At 62.1% G+C, this 17,432-nt stretch carries 19 protein-coding genes; 3 read left to right on the top strand and 16 right to left on the bottom strand.

Features of this window, described 5'->3' with window-relative positions; all coding sequences use genetic code 11:
- Positions 1-90 precede the first annotated feature (90 nt).
- The 4 genes from FHX10_RS13605 to FHX10_RS13620 all read right to left on the bottom strand — a co-directional run bounded on the left by FHX10_RS13605 (position 91) and on the right by FHX10_RS13620 (position 2,127).
- Positions 91-849 carry a hypothetical protein gene (locus FHX10_RS13605; protein ID WP_063474245.1) on the bottom strand — a complete coding sequence of 253 codons (759 nt, stop codon included), beginning with the start codon at positions 847-849 and terminating at the stop codon, positions 91-93.
- Between the two features lie 19 nt (positions 850-868).
- Positions 869-1,126, bottom strand: coding sequence for a hypothetical protein (locus FHX10_RS13610; protein ID WP_047616277.1), 258 nt, complete (start codon positions 1,124-1,126; stop codon positions 869-871).
- Between the two features lie 103 nt (positions 1,127-1,229).
- Positions 1,230-1,676, bottom strand: coding sequence for a TIGR02301 family protein (locus FHX10_RS13615; RefSeq protein ID WP_063474246.1), 447 nt, complete (start codon positions 1,674-1,676; stop codon positions 1,230-1,232).
- 34 nt (positions 1,677-1,710) lie between these two features.
- Positions 1,711-2,127 (bottom strand): NUDIX hydrolase, encoded by a 417-nt coding sequence (locus tag FHX10_RS13620; protein ID WP_047616281.1) that lies wholly within the window; start codon positions 2,125-2,127, stop codon positions 1,711-1,713.
- A 71-nt stretch (positions 2,128-2,198) separates the two neighbouring features.
- On the opposite strand from FHX10_RS13620, the gene FHX10_RS13625 reads away from it, so the two are divergent.
- Positions 2,199-2,519, top strand: a complete 321-nt coding sequence (locus FHX10_RS13625; RefSeq protein WP_047616284.1) for a YnfA family protein — start codon at positions 2,199-2,201, stop codon at positions 2,517-2,519.
- 41 nt (positions 2,520-2,560) lie between these two features.
- Entirely contained in the window at positions 2,561-3,325 is a 765-nt protein-coding gene (locus FHX10_RS13630) for an SOS response-associated peptidase (protein ID WP_047616286.1), read from the top strand.
- Between the two features lie 219 nt (positions 3,326-3,544).
- Here the strand turns inward: FHX10_RS13630 and FHX10_RS13635 are convergent, their stop codons facing one another.
- The 5 genes from FHX10_RS13635 to FHX10_RS13655 all read right to left on the bottom strand — a co-directional run bounded on the left by FHX10_RS13635 (position 3,545) and on the right by FHX10_RS13655 (position 9,865).
- Entirely contained in the window at positions 3,545-3,691 is a 147-nt protein-coding gene (locus FHX10_RS13635; protein ID WP_164735938.1) for a hypothetical protein, read from the bottom strand.
- A gap of 310 nt (positions 3,692-4,001) precedes the next feature.
- A complete protein-coding gene (gene pssA, locus FHX10_RS13640; RefSeq protein ID WP_048338675.1) occupies positions 4,002-4,847 on the bottom strand; it encodes a CDP-diacylglycerol--serine O-phosphatidyltransferase in 846 nt (281 codons plus the stop codon).
- A 75-nt stretch (positions 4,848-4,922) separates the two neighbouring features.
- Complete coding sequence (locus FHX10_RS13645) at positions 4,923-5,858, bottom strand: phosphatidylserine decarboxylase (protein ID WP_312862854.1); 936 nt, start codon at positions 5,856-5,858, stop codon at positions 4,923-4,925.
- Positions 5,756-7,633 carry an ABCB family ABC transporter ATP-binding protein/permease gene (locus FHX10_RS13650; RefSeq protein WP_047616292.1) on the bottom strand — a complete coding sequence of 626 codons (1,878 nt, stop codon included), beginning with the start codon at positions 7,631-7,633 and terminating at the stop codon, positions 5,756-5,758. Before FHX10_RS13650 ends, FHX10_RS13645 begins: the two co-directional genes overlap by 103 nt.
- 207 nt (positions 7,634-7,840) lie before the next feature.
- Positions 7,841-9,865 carry a LysM peptidoglycan-binding domain-containing protein gene (locus FHX10_RS13655; protein ID WP_184389514.1) on the bottom strand — a complete coding sequence of 675 codons (2,025 nt, stop codon included), beginning with the start codon at positions 9,863-9,865 and terminating at the stop codon, positions 7,841-7,843.
- A gap of 154 nt (positions 9,866-10,019) precedes the next feature.
- Between FHX10_RS13655 and FHX10_RS13660 the strand changes: the two genes are divergently transcribed.
- On the top strand, positions 10,020-10,643 hold the full coding sequence (locus tag FHX10_RS13660; RefSeq protein ID WP_080759971.1) for a TIGR00730 family Rossman fold protein: 624 nt from the start codon (positions 10,020-10,022) through the stop codon (positions 10,641-10,643).
- 106 nt (positions 10,644-10,749) lie between these two features.
- Here the strand turns inward: FHX10_RS13660 and rarD are convergent, their stop codons facing one another.
- The 7 genes from rarD to cysS all read right to left on the bottom strand — a co-directional run bounded on the left by rarD (position 10,750) and on the right by cysS (position 17,409).
- Positions 10,750-11,664 (bottom strand): EamA family transporter RarD, encoded by a 915-nt coding sequence (gene rarD, locus FHX10_RS13665; protein ID WP_097595046.1) that lies wholly within the window; start codon positions 11,662-11,664, stop codon positions 10,750-10,752.
- A gap of 189 nt (positions 11,665-11,853) precedes the next feature.
- Positions 11,854-13,467 (bottom strand): citramalate synthase, encoded by a 1,614-nt coding sequence (cimA, locus tag FHX10_RS13670; protein ID WP_047616297.1) that lies wholly within the window; start codon positions 13,465-13,467, stop codon positions 11,854-11,856.
- Between the two features lie 163 nt (positions 13,468-13,630).
- Complete coding sequence (gene pip / locus FHX10_RS13675) at positions 13,631-14,590, bottom strand: prolyl aminopeptidase (RefSeq protein WP_028756966.1); 960 nt, start codon at positions 14,588-14,590, stop codon at positions 13,631-13,633.
- Positions 14,587-15,063 (bottom strand): GFA family protein, encoded by a 477-nt coding sequence (locus FHX10_RS13680; protein ID WP_047616299.1) that lies wholly within the window; start codon positions 15,061-15,063, stop codon positions 14,587-14,589. The genes pip and FHX10_RS13680 overlap by 4 nt, the downstream gene beginning before the upstream one ends.
- Positions 15,060-15,548 (bottom strand): GFA family protein, encoded by a 489-nt coding sequence (locus FHX10_RS13685; protein ID WP_183905319.1) that lies wholly within the window; start codon positions 15,546-15,548, stop codon positions 15,060-15,062. The genes FHX10_RS13680 and FHX10_RS13685 overlap by 4 nt, the downstream gene beginning before the upstream one ends.
- Positions 15,545-16,021: a GFA family protein gene (locus FHX10_RS13690; protein WP_184389515.1), complete on the bottom strand. Its 477-nt coding sequence runs from the start codon at positions 16,019-16,021 to the stop codon at positions 15,545-15,547. Before FHX10_RS13690 ends, FHX10_RS13685 begins: the two co-directional genes overlap by 4 nt.
- The gene (gene cysS / locus FHX10_RS13695; protein ID WP_063474254.1) at positions 16,018-17,409 is read right to left on the bottom strand and encodes a cysteine--tRNA ligase; all 1,392 of its coding nucleotides are present in this window, start codon (positions 17,407-17,409) and stop codon (positions 16,018-16,020) included. Before cysS ends, FHX10_RS13690 begins: the two co-directional genes overlap by 4 nt.
- Positions 17,410-17,432: the final 23 nt, after the last annotated feature.

A 17,432-nucleotide genomic window follows, 5' to 3' on the forward strand; every position in this document is an offset into this window, starting at 1 on the left:
GTCGCGTTGGTCATCGCTCAGAGGTATGTCTTCATGAGGTGGATCGCAAGCGCCATGCGAGATGTGAAAGGCGCAAGTGAGACGGGGGTGTCAGTCGCCCGCCGTGAAGAATTTCCATTTGCCCGCAGGTGTGATGCCGAGGCGGTAGAAATTATATCCGCCGAACTCCTGCATGTCGGAGAGATCGCCGGCGGTGACGATGCGCAGCAGCTCGACGCGCTCCGGCGGCGTGAGCGACTTCAGATCCTTCTCGGCAAAATAGGGCCAGACATACATGTCGTCTGCGGTGCCCTGGCCGACATGCACGAAACCGGTCGAGACGATGTCGAGCATGATGGCAAGAATCTCGTCTCCGTCAGGATCGCCTGAAAGATCCTTCAGCGTGCCGATCGGATCGTCGGTCGGCTCGCCCACCGTCACCTGCGTCTGTTCGGCGCCGGTGCCCATCAGCGGCCGCAGCCGTTCGAGATCGCCGGAGGCGGCCGCCTCGACGATCTGCTCACGCATTTTGCGAACCGGCTCCGGCACCTTGCCGATATCGTAGATCACCTCGACAGGCTTGGAAGCATCCTGGGCGCCGGGCGTCTTGTCGACACCCTGATTGTTCTGGCTGTTGACCAGCGGATCAGCCATCGGAACACCGGGAGTGGTCCCGCCTTGCGGCTGGCTCTGTCCCTGAGCGTTTCCCTGCGCGGGCGGAGTGTCGTTGGCCGCCTGGCCCGGGATCTTGTGCAGTTCGGAAAGCGCATAGGCTGCCGGCGCGAGGAAAACATTGCCGGCGGCGAGGCTGAACGCAAGCAGCACCGGCGCGAGGGGAGTTCGCGAAATTTTCTCTTTACCGGGGCGCATCAATCTCTCTGATTGGTCGTTATTGCAGGGTGCGGTTCGCGGAGAATTCGCCGGCAAGCATGCGCTCACGCAGCGAATCCAGCAGGGCTTCGGCACTGTTTTCCCCATGCAATCTGATCGTCTCGCGCAGCGCATGCGCAATGGCGGCATCAGCGATGATTTCAGGCTCGATTCCGTCGGCCATGCCGTCGGCCCAAGCCTCGTTCTGGTACTCCAGAGCCGCCTGCATCTTTTCGTGGACGATCATGTCGTCGATGTCGTTGAGGCTTGCTTCCATTGTTTTTTCCTCAGAACTTCTCATGTCTTACTGCACCGTTAACAACACTAACAGCCTTTTCCCAAAACGACACGTCCGCATGCGAAAACAGGTTAATTTAAGGTTAATTTCCAAAGCGCGAGGTAATTTCTGTGGCGAGTGTTGCACCTTCGTTACGGTAGCGCTCTTCTGCCACGATGGCCGCCGGGGTGCAATCCGTATAGACCGAGGCGAAGGTGCGATAGCCGCGATTGAAGGCCGCTGTGAGCTTTTCCCGACGCTGCGGTTCGTTGCCGGTCTCCGAATCGAGCAGTTGCTGCATGCCGTCTCGCCACTCGTCGCCGCCCGCTGCCTTGCAGAGCGTTCTGAGATAATGCACCGATCCCAGCACTTCGGCGAGCCGCGCCAGCTTGTCATCATAGGGCACGGCTACAGCAGGCGGCGGCGCAATTTCCTCCTCCTGTGGAGGCGGCGTATTCTTGCCCTGCGCCATCGTGGGGCCGGCGAGCACGAGCAGGGCCAGGAAAACGCGTCGAACGGGAATCATGCTCGTAGTTGATACGCTGAGCATGACGGCAACAAGGCGTGCCTGAAAGTTTCCACTTCTATTCGCCGCCCGAAAGCCGCTCCGCGCATTCGAGCACGCTCTGCGGAACCGGCAGCCGCCGGATTTCCTCCACCGTGTACCAACCGAGGGCGGCCGCATCGTCGGCGGCTTCCGCCACCGCGTCGCGATCCGCGTCGACGCGAAAGACCGACAGCAGGAAATGGCTGTTGATGCTGCCGTCGGCCGCATGCGTCTTCAGGTCATAGGTCGAAAACAGCCGCGGATTGCGGGCGGAAATGCCGGTTTCCTCGCGGAATTCCCGCAATGCCGTTTCCTCCGGCGTTTCGCCGGGTTCGGCACGTCCGCCGGGAAAGGCATACATGTCGGCTGAAGGCGGGTTGCGTCGCAACACCAGAAGGAAGCGTCCGTCACGTTCGAGAATGGCGGCGGAGCCGGGTTTGGCGGTGGATGTCATCGGGCCTGCTCTTGCTGTGATCGCCCATCTTATCGGATGAAGAGTGCGACGGGGATTCGAAAGGTGCTTCCGTGACCTACATCATCTTTGCGTTTGCCGCTCTCTTCGAGATCGCTGGCTGCTTTGCCTTCTGGGCATGGCTGAAGCTCGAAAAGCCCGCTTGGTGGCTGGCGCCGGGCATGGTCTCCCTGGCGCTTTTCGCCTGGCTTCTGACGCTGGTTCCGAGCGAGGCTGCCGGCCGTACCTTCGCAGCCTATGGCGGCATCTACATCCTCGCCTCGCTGCTCTGGCTGTGGCTGGTTGAGAGCCGCGTGCCGGACCGTTACGACATCGGCGGCGCGCTGATCTGCCTTGCCGGCGCCAGCCTCATCCTCTTCGCGCCGAGAGGTTGAGGCGCCTTGACCGGACACGAGCTGGGTGCAAAAACAAGCCGATGTGTGGACGTTTCTCCCTGACAAGCTCCCGCGCCGACCTGCGCGATTTCTTCTCCGGTCTCGATCTCGACGATTTTCCGGCGCGCTACAATATTGCGCCGACGCAGCCGATCCTCGTCGTCATCGCGGGCGAGGGCAGGGAGCAGGGCAGCAATCTGCCCGACCGGCGCGCCGTGCTCGTGCGCTGGGGCCTCACGCCGGGCTGGGTCAAGGACCCGAAGGATTTCCCGCTGCTGATCAATGCGCGCTCCGAAACCGCGATCGGCAAAGCCTCCTTCCGCGCCGCCATGCGCCATCGCCGCGTGCTCATTCCGGCCTCCGGCTTCTATGAATGGCATCGCCCGTCCAAGGAAAGCGGCGAGCGGCCGCAGGCCTACTGGATCAGGCCGCGCCAGGGCGGGGTCATCGCCTTTGCCGGGCTGATGGAGACATGGTCCTCGGCCGACGGCTCCGAGGTCGATACCGGCGCGATCCTGACGACATCGGCCAATTCAGGCATATCGGCGATCCACGATCGCATGCCTGTCGTCATCAGACCTGAGGATTTCTCGCGCTGGCTCGATTGCAAGACGCAGGAACCACGCGACGTGGCCGACCTGATGCAGCCCGTTCAGGATGATTTTTTTGAGGCCGTCCCGGTCTCCGACAAGGTCAACAAGGTTGCCAATATGGGGCCGGACCTGCAGCAGCCGGTCGTCATCGAAAAGCCGCTGAGGGCGCCCGAGAAGCAAAAGCCGGAAGACGGCCAACTCAGCTTCTTCTGAACGATATCCTAAGATGTTCAGGGCCGCCGGCGGCCTATCGGCGCCGACGTCTCACATCAGCGGCGGCGTCGCGTCGGCCATCAGGTTTTTCGGGTTGTGCTTATGTCGCCAGAGCGTTGTTAGGAGATTTCCGGCGATCGCCTCGTCATTCACTTCGTCAGCGGTGCCTAACGCATGTAACCCGAAAGCACGCATGATCCCAATTTGAAGTCTTCCGCCTCAAGCGGATTTCTTGACGCTGGTCGGCTTATGCTTTGCCATCAGCGATGCTGCGGCAACAGCCTTCAGGCCGACGGGGCGATAGTTGGCGGCGAGGTCTGGCTTGGACGCCTGCTGTTCGCCGGTACTGCTCTTCTTCGAAGTCACGATACTCTCCTTACGTGGTTCTTCCCTGGGTATTTTATGGTTTGATGTTTGGTCACGAATAGCGACAAAACGGGGGCGTAGCTTATCAGGATTTGTAAACGCCGACCATAATTCGCGAGGCTTAACTGAAGCCTACGTTGGTTAATACTTACTGAAGGGAGCGGTTCCAATAAAAGCGCGAAAGCGGTTTTCTGGGGAAAAGCGCGCAACGGTTTTCACCGGGATAAAGCGCCTGCTTTCCCGGGGATAGCTGAGAATGAAGGAAAAGAAGCATTTCCGTCATTTGGAGAAATCCGGAAATGCTCGAAGATCAGATGTGCCGGCCGATATCGTCGTCGCCGACGCCGGGTTCCTCGATCGTCAGGGTCCCGTATTTCCGCTGCCATTTCCGTGCGCCGAAGGGAAGCGAAACGAGGTAGGCGGCAACGGTAAAGACCATTACCTCCCAGGTGTAGCTCATCAGCAGCGCCACATAGAGCACGACGCCGAGCATCATCGGCAGCACGAGATCGCGCCGCAGACGGTTGCCTTCCGATTTGCCCGACCAGACCGGCAGCCGGCTGATCAGCAGGAAGGCGATCAGCACCGTGTAGATCGACGAGAGATAGGCGAAGGTGCGGTCCGTTGCCAGTCCGAGGAAGCCGAGATAGACCGGCAGCAGCACCAGCATGGCGCCGGCCGGCGCCGGCACGCCGACGAAATATTCCGATTGCCAGCTCGCCTTGTTCTCGCGTTCTGACATGACGTTGAAGCGGGCAAGGCGAAGCCCGGCGGCGATCGCATAGATCAGGGCGGCGATCCAGCCGAGCGAACGCGCCTGGTCGAGGGCGAAGACATAGACGACGAGGGCGGGCGCGACGCCGAAATTGACGATGTCGGCAAGCGAATCCATCTGCGCGCCGAACTTCGAGGTCGCCTTCATCAGCCGCGCCACGCGCCCGTCGATGCCATCGAGGAAGGCGGCGAGCAGCACCATGGCGACGGCGAGCTCGTAACGATTCTCGAAAGCCAGCCGGATGCCGGTCAACCCGGCGCAGATCGCCAGAATGGTGATGAGGTTCGGAAAGACGAGCCGGAGCGGGATTTCGCGCAGACGCGGGCCGCGGGCGGAATCATCCGGCCCATTGGGCTCGAAAGGCGGAAAAGGCGTTTCCATATCGCGTTCCAATCGTTCCTAAAGCAATTCCAGCAAGGCTGCCCAGCGGTCGCTTCCGTGAAAAGCTGAACCGCTTTAGCTGCGGCGGCTGATGACAGGACCCTTGGCGGAGGCGAATTCGGCAATCACGGTTTCGCCGGCAACCGCCGTCTGGCCGAGCGAGACGCGTGGTGCCGCACCGGCGGGCAGGAACACGTCGAGTCGCGAGCCGAAACGGATCAGCCCGAAGCGCTCGCCGGCATCCACCGGCTCGTTCGGGTTCGCCCAGCAGAGGATGCGCCGCGCCACCAGGCCGGCAATCTGCACGACGCCGATCTGGCCGTGGCGGGTTTCGATCACCAGTCCGTTGCGCTCATTGTCCTCGCTCGCCTTGTCGAGTTCGGCGTTGACGAAGCTGCCGGGGCGGTAGTTGATGCTGACGATCCGCCCCCGCATTGGCGCCCGGTTCACATGGCAATTGAAGACGTTCATGAAGACCGAGATGCGCAGCATCGGCTCGGAGCCGAGGTCGAGCTCGGCCGGCGGCGTCACCATCTGGATCGCCGAGACCTTGCCGTCGGCAGGAGAGATCACCAGATCGTCGTCCTGCGGGGTCACGCGCTCCGGATCGCGGAAGAAATAGGCGCACCACAGCGTGAAGATCAGGCCGATCCAGAAGAGCGGCTTGAAGATCCAGCCCAAGACCAGCGATGCGACGAAGAAGGCGGCAACGAAGGGATAACCCTCCTTGTGCACGGGGACGATCGTGTTGCGAACCGTGTTGAACAGGCTCATGCTGCCGGTCTCCTTGCGTTGTCGTTTTTTGCTGGTTAGCGAAAAACCGTCTCCGGGGCAATGCTGTGGCCCTGGCCCCGGTTCCCATGCCGGGGTTCTGAACAACAAAAGCCGGCCGGCGCCGGTTTCCAGGTTCAGCTTGCCGGAGCAAGCCGCGTGATCACGCCCATGTCGTCGCTTTCGCGCACTTGCTTCAGATGTTCCTCCGCCTGTGTCGCCTCGCGCTGGCGGTTCCACATCGAGGCATAGAGGCCGTTCCTTTCGAGGAGGGCGGCATGTGTGCCGCGCTCGGCGATCTCGCCGCTTTTGAGCACGATGATTTCATCGGCGCTGATGACCGTCGAAAGACGGTGGGCGATAACAAGCGTCGTGCGGTTCTTCGAGACCACGTCGAGCGCCGTCTGGATCTCCCGCTCCGTCGTCGTGTCGAGCGCCGACGTCGCCTCGTCGAGGATCAGGATCGGCGGCGCCTTGAGGATGGTGCGGGCGATTGCCACCCGCTGCTTCTCGCCGCCGGAAAGTTTGAGCCCACGCTCGCCGACCTTGGTTTCGAACCCCTCGGGCAGCGTTTCGATGAAATGCGCGATCTGCGCCACCTCGGCCGCCGCAAAGACCTCGCCGTCGCTGGCCGATGTGCGGCCGTAGCGGATGTTGTAGGCGACCGTGTCGTTGAAGAGCACCGTATCCTGCGGCACCATGCCGATATGAGAGCGCAGGCTCTTCTGCGTCACCGTGCGGATATCCTGGCCGTCGACGGTGATCGCGCCGCTCTGAATATCGTAGAAACGATAGAGCAGCCGTGACAGCGTCGATTTGCCGGCACCCGACGGACCGACGACGGCGACCGTCTTGCCGGCCGGCACCTCGAAGGAAATGCCCTTCAGGATCGGACGGGCCGGATCGTAGGCGAAGTGCACGTCCTTGAAAGAGATTGCGCCCTGGCCGATCCTGAGCTCGCTCGCATCGGGTGCGTCTTTGACCTCGGACTTCACCTCGAGCAGGTCGAACATCTGCTCGATGTCGGTCAGCCCCTGGCGAATTTCGCGGTAGACGAAGCCGATGAAGTTGAGCGGCACGGAAAGCTGCAGCAGCATCGAATTGACGAAGACGAAATCGCCGACCGTCTGCTCGCCGCGCTGCACCGCCAGTGCCGACAGCACCAGCATGATGGTCGTGCCGATGCCGAAGATGACGCCCTGGCCGAAGTTCAGCCAGCCGAGCGAGGTCCAGACATCGGTCGCCGCCTTCTCGTAGCGTTCCATCGATTTGTCGAAGCGCTTTGCCTCCATTTCCTCATTGCCGAAATATTTGACGGTCTCGAAATTGAGGAGGGAGTCGATCGCCTTGGTGTTGGCGTCGGTATCACTGTCGTTCATCGACCGGCGGATGGCGATGCGCCAGTCGGATGCGCGGATCGTGAACCAGATATAGGCCCAGACGGTGAAGGCGGTGACGGCGAGATAGGAGAAACCGTAACCCCACCAGAAGATCACCGCCGTCAGCAGGAATTCGATGACGGTCGGGACCGAATTGAGGATCGTGAAGCGTACGATCGTCTCGATGCCCTTGGTGCCGCGCTCGATGATGCGCGAAAGCCCGCCGGTCTTGCGCTCGAGATGGAAGCGCAGCGACAGTTCGTGCATGTGCACGAAGGTCCTGTAGGCGAGTTGGCGCACCGCATGTTGCCCGACGCTGGCAAAGAGCGCGTCGCGCAGTTGGTTGAGGCCGAGCTGGATCAGCCGGGTGATGTTGTAGGCGATGACAAGGGCGATGGCGCCGGCAAAGAGCGGCGGCACGGAGCCGGCAAGATCCATCCTGCCGTTCAGCGCATCGGTCGACCACTTGAAGAAATAGGGAACCAGCAGCAATACGAATTTGGAGATCAGCAGGTAGACCGAGGCCCAGACGACGCGCATCTTGAGGTCGCTTCGGCCGGCCGGCCACATATAGGGCCAGAGGTTGAGAAGTGTGCGCAGCAGATTGGATTCCGAGACTGTCTTGCCGTTTGCCATGCTTATCTCCAGCCCGGACGAAATGTACCGTCGTAGCGGCGCTTCGATGCCGGCAAAGCGCGGAATCGGAATGTGCCTGAAGGCGTTTCCCACAACCCGCAGCCGCCAGATAGGGTGCCGCGCGGACGAATACAACACGTGCGGGCTTCAGGAAAAGAGAAGCCGGGCGGGTTATCCCGCCCGGCCTCGTCATGTTGTTGTTGGAGCTTAGAGCCGCTGACCGGAAAGACGCTTGCGGTGCAGCTCTTCGGCATTCGGCAACACATCTTTCGGCAGGCCGAAGATCTGGCCGGGGCGGATGCGATCGGGATTGATGATCTTGTCTTCGTTGGCGATGTAGATCGTCGTGTAGCGCACGCCGAGGCCATAGGTGCGGCGTGAGATCTGCCACAGCGTGTCGCCGCGGCGAATGATGACCGCCGCGTTGTTTGCCGTCAGCGGCGCCTGTTCGATCGTCTTCGGCTCATTGCTGCCGATGTCGTTTGCAGTGGGTGCCGCCGGAGCGGGTGCAGCGGTGAGTTCGGCAATCATGCCGCCCAGCCTGTCGAGTGCGGCGCCGACAGACTTCGCATCCCCGGGCAGGCTTTGCAGCAGCTTCAGCGCATTGCCGGCGACCTGCGACGAAGAGCCGGAGGCTTGTTTGAAGGCGTCCGGGGCATCGGCCGCCGGGCGGAAGTCGGCGACGGAGCGCAACGCGAATTCCGTTGCCGAGCGCGCCGCCGCAAGCTGTTCGGCGCCAGGCAGCTTGCCGTCGGCAAACAGCCCCTTCAGCAGCCCGAACGCCTTGCCGGCCTCGGCCTGGAGCTTGCCGAGCTCGCCTTCGTCGAGCGGCACCATCGAGGAGGCGCCACTCGCATCGGCCGGGACCGATTGCGCCGCGACCCTCACCTGATCGCCGGCCGGGCGATTGAAATTCACCGCCGCGCGCACGATCACTTTGCCTGTGGGGTCGACGACGTCGACGCGGATTTTGTGGTCGCCGACCGAAAGCGCCACCACGCCGTCGATGACGAAATGACCGTCGGTGCCGGCCGTGTCCTGGCCGATGAGGTTGTCGTCTGCATAGCCGATGACCTTGGCATTGGAGCGCGTCGTGCCGGCAATGAAGATCTTGTTGCCCTCGATCTCGACGGCATTGACCATCACATCGGGCGCAGTCGTCTTGTCAGGTGCGGCCGTGGCGGGAGTGGCCGGTGCCGTATCCGTGCCGCCGGAGGTATCGGTGACACCAGGCGTCTGCAACGCCAGGTCGCCGGTCGGCGCAGCCGCGGTTTCGCCCGCCGGCTTGTCCGCAGGCGGCGCCGCCGGATTGGAGGCATCGGCGACTTCGGTTCCGGCCTTCGGCGCGGTGATGATCCGGCTCGCCGCGCCGGGTTTGGAGACCATGGCGAGCAGGTTGGCGCCATTGCCGTCCTTCGGCACGGATATGGTCGCGACCTCTTCGGAAAGCGTGCTCTTGCCGTCCTTGTCCGTGAATTTCAGCACGAGCTGGTGGTCGCCGGCTGGAAGCGGATCGTCGAGGACGGCGGCAAAATCGCCGCTCGCATCGACATTGGCCGTCGTCACCACCTTTTCGCCGTCGAGCACCTCGAGTTTGCCGTTCGGTTCGGCGGAGCCGGCAATCACCGTCGAGCCGTCGGGTTCGACGCGCAAGACGTCGAAAGCCGGAAGCTTCGGTCCGGTATTCGCAGCCGCATTATTCGCAGTAGGGGCGGGCTCGGGCGCACCGGTCAGCGCGGCCTCGGCCTTGGCGATCGCGGCAGACGCATCGGCGATGTTCTCTGGCAGCGACTGAACGATGGCGAGCGCCTTTGTGCCGCCGTCCTTGGCCTTGGCGGCAAGGGTCTGGGTCGCGGGATCGAGACCCTCGGGGATGGCAAAATCGGCAAGTGCCGTCAATGCGTTGACGGCCTTGGTCTTGGCGGCGGTGAAGGCATCGATGGCGGGGCCTTTGCCATCGGCGAACAGCGCCTTGAGCTCGCTGAGCGACACGCCGGCATCGGCCGAAAGACGACCCACCTTATCGGCGACCGCAGCCGTGTCGGCGATGGTGGAGCGTGATGTCTTTGCCGCCTCGTTGACCGTGTTCTTGAGCTCCGTGCTTGCCTGGTTGATGGCGTCGCCGACCTTGGTTGCATCGCCGCCGATGCGCGGCATGACGAAAAACACCATCAATAGGATTGCGATTACGAGGACTGCAAGAGCCAGCAAGCCGGCACGGTTCTTCATCATTATGTCTCCCAAGGCGGCAATTTGCCGTAGTAACCAAAATTGCTAGCGATTCCCGTTGCTTTTCACAAGCATTCAAAGCAATTAGGCAAGCTAGGCATGCTGCTTTTCAGTCAATTTTCTTGACTGCATTGAAATGGAATAGTTGTTTGCCTCTATGACCGAACAATCTGTATCGATTCGATCCATCTGCGTTTACTGCGGCTCAAGGCCGGGACGCGATCCTTCCCACATGGCGGCCGGGCGTGCTCTCGGAAGAGAGATCGCCGAATACGGCCTGCGCCTCGTCTATGGCGGGGGTACCAAAGGCATCATGGGCGCGGTTGCGAGCGGTGTTCTTTCAGGCGGCGGTCAGGTGACGGGCATCATTCCCGAATTCCTGATCGATATGGAAGCGACTCGCCACTCGCTCGGTCAGCTCAACGAACTCATTGTAACCCCTGACATGCACGCGCGCAAACACACCATGTTCGAGCGCTCCGATGCTTTCGTCGCACTGCCCGGCGGCATCGGTACGCTGGAGGAGATCGTCGAGATCATGACCTGGGCGCAGCTCGGCCGCCACGAGAAGCCGATGGTCTTCGCCAACATCAACGGTTTCTGGGATCCGATGATGGAACTGATGCGCCATATGACCGAAGAGGGCTTCCTGCACACCGCCCACCGGGTTCAGCCGCTCGTCGTCGACGAGATCTCCGGCATCATCCCGGCGATCATGGCCCAGGCAGCCCAGCTCGCCGCCGATCGTGACGGCGAGGAGGACGTGATTTCGAAGATGTAGGGTTTCAATGCAGGTCGCCCCAGCGGTTTTGGGACAACGGCATGCATAGAACAAAGACCTGAAGCGCGTCGCGTGACTCCGGTTTGACGCGACGCCCTTTGGCGCTTCAGCGTCCGCGGCTCCCCTTCAGCATCGACCAGCTATAGAGGAACAGCCCCGCCCAGATCAGCGGGAAGGCGATCATGCGCGCCGTGCCGAGTGGCTCGTGGAAGACGAAAACCGCGATCAGGAAGATCATTGTCGGCGCGATATACTGCATGATGCCGATCGTCGAGAGCTTCAGGAGCTTGGCGCCGTTCGCATAGATCATCAGCGGCACGGCGGTGATGACGCCGCAGCCGAGCAGCAGGGTCGTGTCGGCAAGGCCGGTGCGGTAGAGATGACCCTGGCCGCTGCCGAATTCGAGATAGAGGATGTAGAGCAGGGCCGGGCCGCTCAGGATCAGCACTTCGAGGAAGAAGCCCTGGTTCGGCCCGAGCGGCAGCGTCTTGCGCAGCAGGGCATAAAAACCCCAGCTGATTGCCAGCGTCAGCGCCACCCACGGGATGCCGCCGCTATCCAGCGCGAGAACGGCGACGGCGAGGGCTGCCAGTCCGATCGCCGCCATCTGCAGCGGCTGCAGCTTTTCCTTGAGGATCACCGCGCCGAGAAAGATGCTGAACAGCGGATTGATGAAATAGCCAAGCGCCGCATCGAGCGAATGGCCGGCGCCGATCGCCCAGACATAGGTGCCCCAGTTGACGGTGATCAGCGACGCCGTCAGCGCCCCCATCGCCAGCATGCGCGGCGAGCGGAGCGCGGCACGGATATCCCCGGTGCGTCCGAGCACGACCAGCACTAGGCCTGCCAGCGGCAGCGACCAGACGATGCGATGGGCGATCACCTCGGCCGGCGAAATATGCGCCACCGCCTTCATGTAGATCGGCAGGAAGCCCCAGAGCAGATAGGCCGTCAGCGCGAAGGCGAACCCGCGCGGACTGTCTTCGTTCTTGGCCAACGGAAGGGATGCATCGGTCGACATCGGTGTTTCCATCTTTGTTCTTCTTCTGATCCGGCCTAGCTTAAGCGCCGTGAATAGGCCAATTCATTTCGTTGAATGAAGGGTGAGAAGATCTGAAGCGCAAGACGCCGGCCGGCATCGGCCGCGGCGACGCCCGAAGGGGACGAACGGTATTTGGATGGGTCTTGTCGCCGAACCGGCGGAATAGACTTATTCCGCCGCGATCTTGCCCGCCAGCTGCCGGTTCTTCATCAGCTTATAGATGACTGAATCCATCAGCGCCTGGAACGAAGCGTCGATGATGTTCTCCGAGACGCCGACCGTCCACCAGCGCACGCCGTCGCTGTCGGTGGATTCGATCAGCACGCGGGTGATCGCCTCCGTGCCGCCATTGAGGATACGCACCTTGAAATCGGCGAGCACCAGATCGTCGATCTCGTGCTGGTACTTGCCGAAATCCTTGCGCAGCGCGAGGTCGAGCGCGTTGACGGGACCTTCGGCATCGGCAACCGACATCAGCGTTTGGCCGTCGATGGTAATCTTGACCACCGCTTCCGAGACGATCTTCACACGGCCAAGACTGTCGAAGCGGCGCTCGATCATGACGCGGAAGCCGTCGATGGTGAAGAATTCGGGGATCGTGCCGAGCGTGCGGCGCGCCAGCAGCTCGAAGCTCGCATCCGCGCCCTCATAGGCATAGCCCGTCGCCTCGCGTTCCTTGACGATCGAGATCAGCAGGTCGAGCTTCGGATCGTCCTTGGCGACCTCGATGCCGCGCCGTTTCAACGCATTGATGAAGTTTGCCTTGCCGCCCTGGTCCGACACCATGACCTTGCGGAAATTGCCGACGCTTTCCGGCGGCACATGTTCATAGGTGCGCGGATCCTTGAGCAGCGCCGAGGCGTGGATGCCGGCCTTGGTGGCGAAGGCGGAAGCGCCGACATAGGGCATCTGGTGATCGGGCGAGCGGTTGAGCAACTCGTCGAAGGCATGCGAGAGCCGGGTGAGGTTGAGCAGCCGCTCCTCGTCAATCGCCGTTTCGAAACGTGTATTGTAGGCGCTCTTCAGCGCCAAGGTCGGGATCAGTGTCACCAGATTGGCATTGCCGCAGCGCTCGCCGATGCCGTTCAGCGTGCCCTGGATCTGCCGGACGCCGGCTTCGACCGCGGCAAGCGAATTGGCGACCGCCTGGCCGGTGTCGTTATGTGCATGGATGCCAAGACAGTGGCCGGGAACACCCGAGGCGATCACCGCCTCGACGATCGCCCGCACCTCCGGGGGCTGCGTGCCGCCATTGGTATCGCAGAGCACGACCCAGCGTGCGCCGCTCTCATAGGCCGTCTTGGCGCAGGCGAGCGCATAGGCCGGATTGGCCTTGAAGCCGTCGAAGAAATGTTCGCAGTCGACGATCGCCTCCTTGCCGGCGCCGACCGCCGCTTTGACGCTTTCGCCAATGCATTCGAGGTTTTCTTCATTGGTGCAGCCGAGCGCCACCGCGACGTGATAGTCCCAGCTCTTGGCGACGAAACAGATGGCGTCGCTCTTGGCCTGCAAGAGCCCTGCAATGCCGGGATCGTTGGACACCGAAATGCCTGCCCGTTTCGTCATGCCGAAGGCGACGAAACTGGCCCGGCTGGTGCGCTTCTCGCCGAAGAAGGCAGTATCCGTCGGATTGGCGCCGGGATATCCGCCCTCGACATAATCAAGGCCGAACTCGTCCAGCATGGCGGCGATCGCAATCTTATCCTCGACGGAGAAATCGATGCCGGGCGTCTGCTGCCCGTCCCGGAGCGTCGTGTCAAAGAGATAGATGCGTTCTTTCATGTCGTTTCCTCCCGCCAAGCGGGTGTTGTTTCTGTCGTGCGGATGCCCCCTCATCCGCGCTACGGGCACCTTCTCTCCGAGGGGAGAGGGGTAGCCACGTCGTTCGCCTTGTCCCCTCTCCCCTCGGGGAGAGGGTTAGGGTGAGGGGGCTTTACGGTGTGGCTTATGCCTTCCCGGCAAACTGATCCGTCGCCCGGATCAGCCGATCGAGAATCCCGGGCTCCGAATAGGCATGGCCCGCACCCTCGATCAGGTGGAACTCCGCCTTCGGCCAGGCCTTGTGCAACTGCCAGGCATATCTAGCCGGGCAGGGCATGTCGTAGCGGCCATGCACGATGACGCCGGGAATATCCTTGAGCCTGCCGGCATCGCGGATCAGCTGTCCCTCGTCCATCCAGCCGGCATTGACGAAGAAATGGTTCTCGATGCGCGCAAAGGCATAGGCGAATTCCGGCTCCTCGAACTTGCCGCTCGTCGAAGGTTCGGGCAGCAGCGTGATCGTTTCGCCTTCCCAGATACTCCAGGCCTGCGCGGCCTCGAGGCGCACCTTCCTATCCTCGTGCGTCAGGCGGCGATGATAGGCATGCATCATCTCATGCCGCTCTTCCGGCGGAATGGGAGCGATGAAGCGCTCCCACTTATCCGGGAACATTTCTGAGACGCCGAATTGATAGTACCAGTCGAGCTCGGCCTTGGTCAGCGTGTAGATACCGCGCAGGATGAGCTCGGACACGTGCTGCGGATGCGTCTCGGCATAGGCGAGCGCCAGCGTAGAACCCCAGGAGCCGCCGAACACCTGCCAGCTGTCGACGCCGGCCATTTCGCGCAGCCGCTCGATATCGGCGACGAGGTGCCAGGTCGTGTTGGCATTGAGATCCGCATGCGGCGTCGACCTGCCGCAACCGCGCTGGTCGAACAGCATGACGTCGTAAAGCGCGGGATCGAAAAGCCGGCGGTGTGCGGGCGAAAAACCGCCGCCCGGACCGCCATGGAGGAAGACGGCGGGCTTGGCGCCAGGCGTACCGGAGCGCTCCCAATAGATCACATGGCCGTCGCCGACATCGAGATGGCCGGACGCATAGGGTTCGATTTCCGGATAGAGCGTGCGCAGGATCTCGGTCATATCTTCACGCCTTTCGCGGGCCAGACTTCTGTGTCGTGATCGGGATGCTGGAAGGAGATGATCGCCTCCTGCCGGGCGTAGAAATCCTGATCCTTCAGCACCGGCGCCTTGAAGATTTCCTCGACCCAGGGCAGGCGGGCCTCGTAGTTGACCTGGATCAGCGGTGCGAGGTCGCCGCGGTCGTCGAAGGTGCCGATCGCAAGCTCCAGTCCGCCCGGATGACGATAGGTCATCGGGGTGCCGCAATTGCTGCAGAAGCCGCGATCGATATTGACCGAGGACTGGAAGTAGCTCGGCTCGCCGCGCGTCCACTCCATGCCTTCCTCAGGCGCGGTGACGAGCGCCGAGAAAAAGCCGCCGAACTGCTTCTGGCACATGCGGCAATGGCAGATCGAGGGACGCCCCAACTTGCCTGAGATGCGGAAGCGCACGGCGCCGCACTGGCATCCGCCTGTCTTGATCGTGTCCGTCATGAGGTCTCTCCGAAAGGCCAGCTTTTCGTGTCGTGGTCGGGGTGCTGATGATTGCTCGCCGCGATCGCATTCTCGCGGTCGGGCGTCTCAGGCTCCGGTTCGAGCGGCAGGCCGTCCAGCGCATGAAACCAGGACATCTTCTGGCCGGTATTCGATTGCGCCACCGGCCTGACCGCGTCGGGCTCGTCGAGCGAGCCGAGCGTGAGGTTGATGAAGCCTTCGCCCGGAATGTCGTAGAACAGCGGCGTGCCGCAATCGCCGCAGAAACCGCGCCGCACCAGATCCGAGGACTGGAACCATTTTGGCGCGCCGCGCGTCATGGTGAAATCGCTGCGCTTCACGCCGGCCAGCGGCATGAAATAATTGCCGGCCGCCTTCTGACACATGCGGCAATGGCAAAGATGGGGATAGCCGAGTTCGCCTTTGGCGCGGTAACGCACCGCCCCGCATTGGCACCCGCCGCTTTTGTCCGTTTCCGTCGTCATTCGAGCTCCTTGGGGGGGCATGCCTGCGTCTCATGATCTGGATGCTGGTAGGAGACAAGCTCGAGCAGGAAGGGAGCGGCTTGCACATCCTCCTCCGTCCTGTGCCCCGGCAATTCGTGCAGATGATCGACGAAACCGATCTTGCCCTCGACGCCGAATCGGACCAGCGGCGGAAACGCCGAAGGATCGTCGAAGGCGCCCGCGGCAATCGCCATTCCATCCGGCGCTTCGTAGGTGAGCGGCGTGCCGCAATCGCCGCAGAAGCCGCGCTCGACGAAATTGGAAGAGCGAAATCTTTTCCGCTCTCCGCGGGTCCATTCGAAATCGGCACCGCGCACCGAGACCAGCGGCGCATAATAAGCCCCGAACGCCTTCTGGCACATGCGGCAATGACAGATCGACGAATCCTTGATGTCCCCGCTGACCCGGAAACGGATCGTCCCGCATTGGCAGCCGCCGGTGTAGGTGGTCATCTCTTGACCTCCCACGTCGTCACGCGCTCGCCTGTCACCGGATCCTTGCCGTCTTTCAGCTGGATACCCTTTGCCGTCAGTTCGTCGCGGATCTTGTCGGCCTCGGTGAAGTTCTTCGCCTTCAGCATTTCGAGACGCATGGCGACCAGCGCATCGATCGCCGATGCGACGGCTTCGTCGATCTCCATCTTTTTCGGCAGCAGGCCCAGAAGGTCGGCCGTTGCCGCAAAGGTGGCGCCCACGGCGGGATCCGTATGGGCGGCCTGCGCCAGTGCATGCAATGCCTGCACCGCCGCCACCGTGTTGAGATCGTCCGCCAGCGCATTCAGCACGCTTTCATCGGGCGCCGCGTCGCCGGCTTCTGTGGCCGGCCATTTGGCGAGCAGACGTTCGGCCTCTTCCAGTCGCTTGATCGAGAAATCGATCGGCTCGCGGTAATGCGTCATCAGCATGGCAAGGCGCAGCACCTGGCCCGGCCATTGGCGGCCGCCGAAAGTATCCGTGTGCAGCAATTCGTGGATGGTGACGAAATTGCCTTCGGATTTCGACATCTTGCGGCCTTCGACCTGCAGGAACCCGTTATGCATCCAGACATTCGCCATCACTTGGGTACCATGGGCGCAGCGCGACTGGGCGATCTCGTTTTCATGGTGCGGGAAGATCAGGTCCAGCCCGCCGCCGTGAATGTCGAAGACATCGCCGAGATAACGCTTGCTCATCGCAGAGCATTCGATGTGCCATCCAGGCCGGCCGCGGCCCCACGGGCTCTCCCAGCCGGGCTCGTTGTGGCTCGACAGTTTCCAGAGCACGAAATCGCCCGGGTTCTTCTTATGCGCGTCGACGGCGATGCGCGCACCTGCCTGCTGCTCGTCGAGCGGACGCTTCGAAAGCTGACCGTAATCCGCCATGGATTTGGTGTCGAACAGCACTTCGCCCGATGCGACATAGGCATGGCCGTTACCGATCAGCTTCTCGATGATCTCGATCATCTCGGCGATGTTGTCGGTGGCGCGCGGTTCGAAATCCGGCTCCAGGCAGCCGAGTTCGGCGACATCGGCGTGAAATTGCGTTTCGGTTTTTTCGGTGACCGCGCGGATCGCCTCATTGAGTGGCAGGCCCGGGTGGTCCCGAAGTGCGCGCGCATTGATCTTGTCATCGACGTCGGTGATGTTGCGGGCGTAAATGACGTGGTCTTTGCCGTAGACATGACGCAGCAGCCGGAACAGCACATCGAAGACGATGACCGGCCGGGCATTGCCGATATGAGCGAAGTCGTAGACGGTCGGCCCGCAGACATACATGCGGACAGCGTCGGGATCGATCGGCGAAAACACCGATTTTTCCCGTGTCAGCGTGTTGTACAGCTTCAGTTCCGGCGTCGCGTCCATTCCACTCTCCCAAAGGCACGATC

This window comes from Rhizobium sp. BK591 (genome assembly GCF_014195045.1).
GTDB classification, from domain to species: domain Bacteria; phylum Pseudomonadota; class Alphaproteobacteria; order Rhizobiales; family Rhizobiaceae; genus Rhizobium; species Rhizobium anhuiense.

Excerpts from the sequence above, each read along its gene's own strand:
- FHX10_RS13605 (WP_063474245.1), bottom strand. The coding sequence starts at position 849 with ATGCGCCCCGGTAAAGAGAAAATTTCGCGAACTCCCCTCGCGCCGGTG.
- FHX10_RS13610 (WP_047616277.1), bottom strand. The coding sequence starts at position 1,126 with ATGGAAGCAAGCCTCAACGACATCGACGACATGATCGTCCACGAAAAG.
- FHX10_RS13615 (WP_063474246.1), bottom strand. The coding sequence starts at position 1,676 with ATGCTCAGCGTATCAACTACGAGCATGATTCCCGTTCGACGCGTTTTC.
- FHX10_RS13620 (WP_047616281.1), bottom strand. The coding sequence starts at position 2,127 with ATGACATCCACCGCCAAACCCGGCTCCGCCGCCATTCTCGAACGTGAC.
- FHX10_RS13630 (WP_047616286.1), top strand. The coding sequence starts at position 2,561 with ATGTGTGGACGTTTCTCCCTGACAAGCTCCCGCGCCGACCTGCGCGAT.
- pssA (WP_048338675.1), bottom strand. The coding sequence starts at position 4,847 with ATGGAAACGCCTTTTCCGCCTTTCGAGCCCAATGGGCCGGATGATTCC.
- FHX10_RS13650 (WP_047616292.1), bottom strand. The coding sequence starts at position 7,633 with ATGGCAAACGGCAAGACAGTCTCGGAATCCAATCTGCTGCGCACACTT.
- FHX10_RS13655 (WP_184389514.1), bottom strand. The coding sequence starts at position 9,865 with ATGATGAAGAACCGTGCCGGCTTGCTGGCTCTTGCAGTCCTCGTAATC.
- FHX10_RS13660 (WP_080759971.1), top strand. The coding sequence starts at position 10,020 with ATGACCGAACAATCTGTATCGATTCGATCCATCTGCGTTTACTGCGGC.
- rarD (WP_097595046.1), bottom strand. The coding sequence starts at position 11,664 with ATGTCGACCGATGCATCCCTTCCGTTGGCCAAGAACGAAGACAGTCCG.
- cimA (WP_047616297.1), bottom strand. The coding sequence starts at position 13,467 with ATGAAAGAACGCATCTATCTCTTTGACACGACGCTCCGGGACGGGCAG.
- pip (WP_028756966.1), bottom strand. The coding sequence starts at position 14,590 with ATGACCGAGATCCTGCGCACGCTCTATCCGGAAATCGAACCCTATGCG.
- FHX10_RS13680 (WP_047616299.1), bottom strand. The coding sequence starts at position 15,063 with ATGACGGACACGATCAAGACAGGCGGATGCCAGTGCGGCGCCGTGCGC.
- FHX10_RS13685 (WP_183905319.1), bottom strand. The coding sequence starts at position 15,548 with ATGACGACGGAAACGGACAAAAGCGGCGGGTGCCAATGCGGGGCGGTG.
- FHX10_RS13690 (WP_184389515.1), bottom strand. The coding sequence starts at position 16,021 with ATGACCACCTACACCGGCGGCTGCCAATGCGGGACGATCCGTTTCCGG.
- cysS (WP_063474254.1), bottom strand. The coding sequence starts at position 17,409 with ATGGACGCGACGCCGGAACTGAAGCTGTACAACACGCTGACACGGGAA.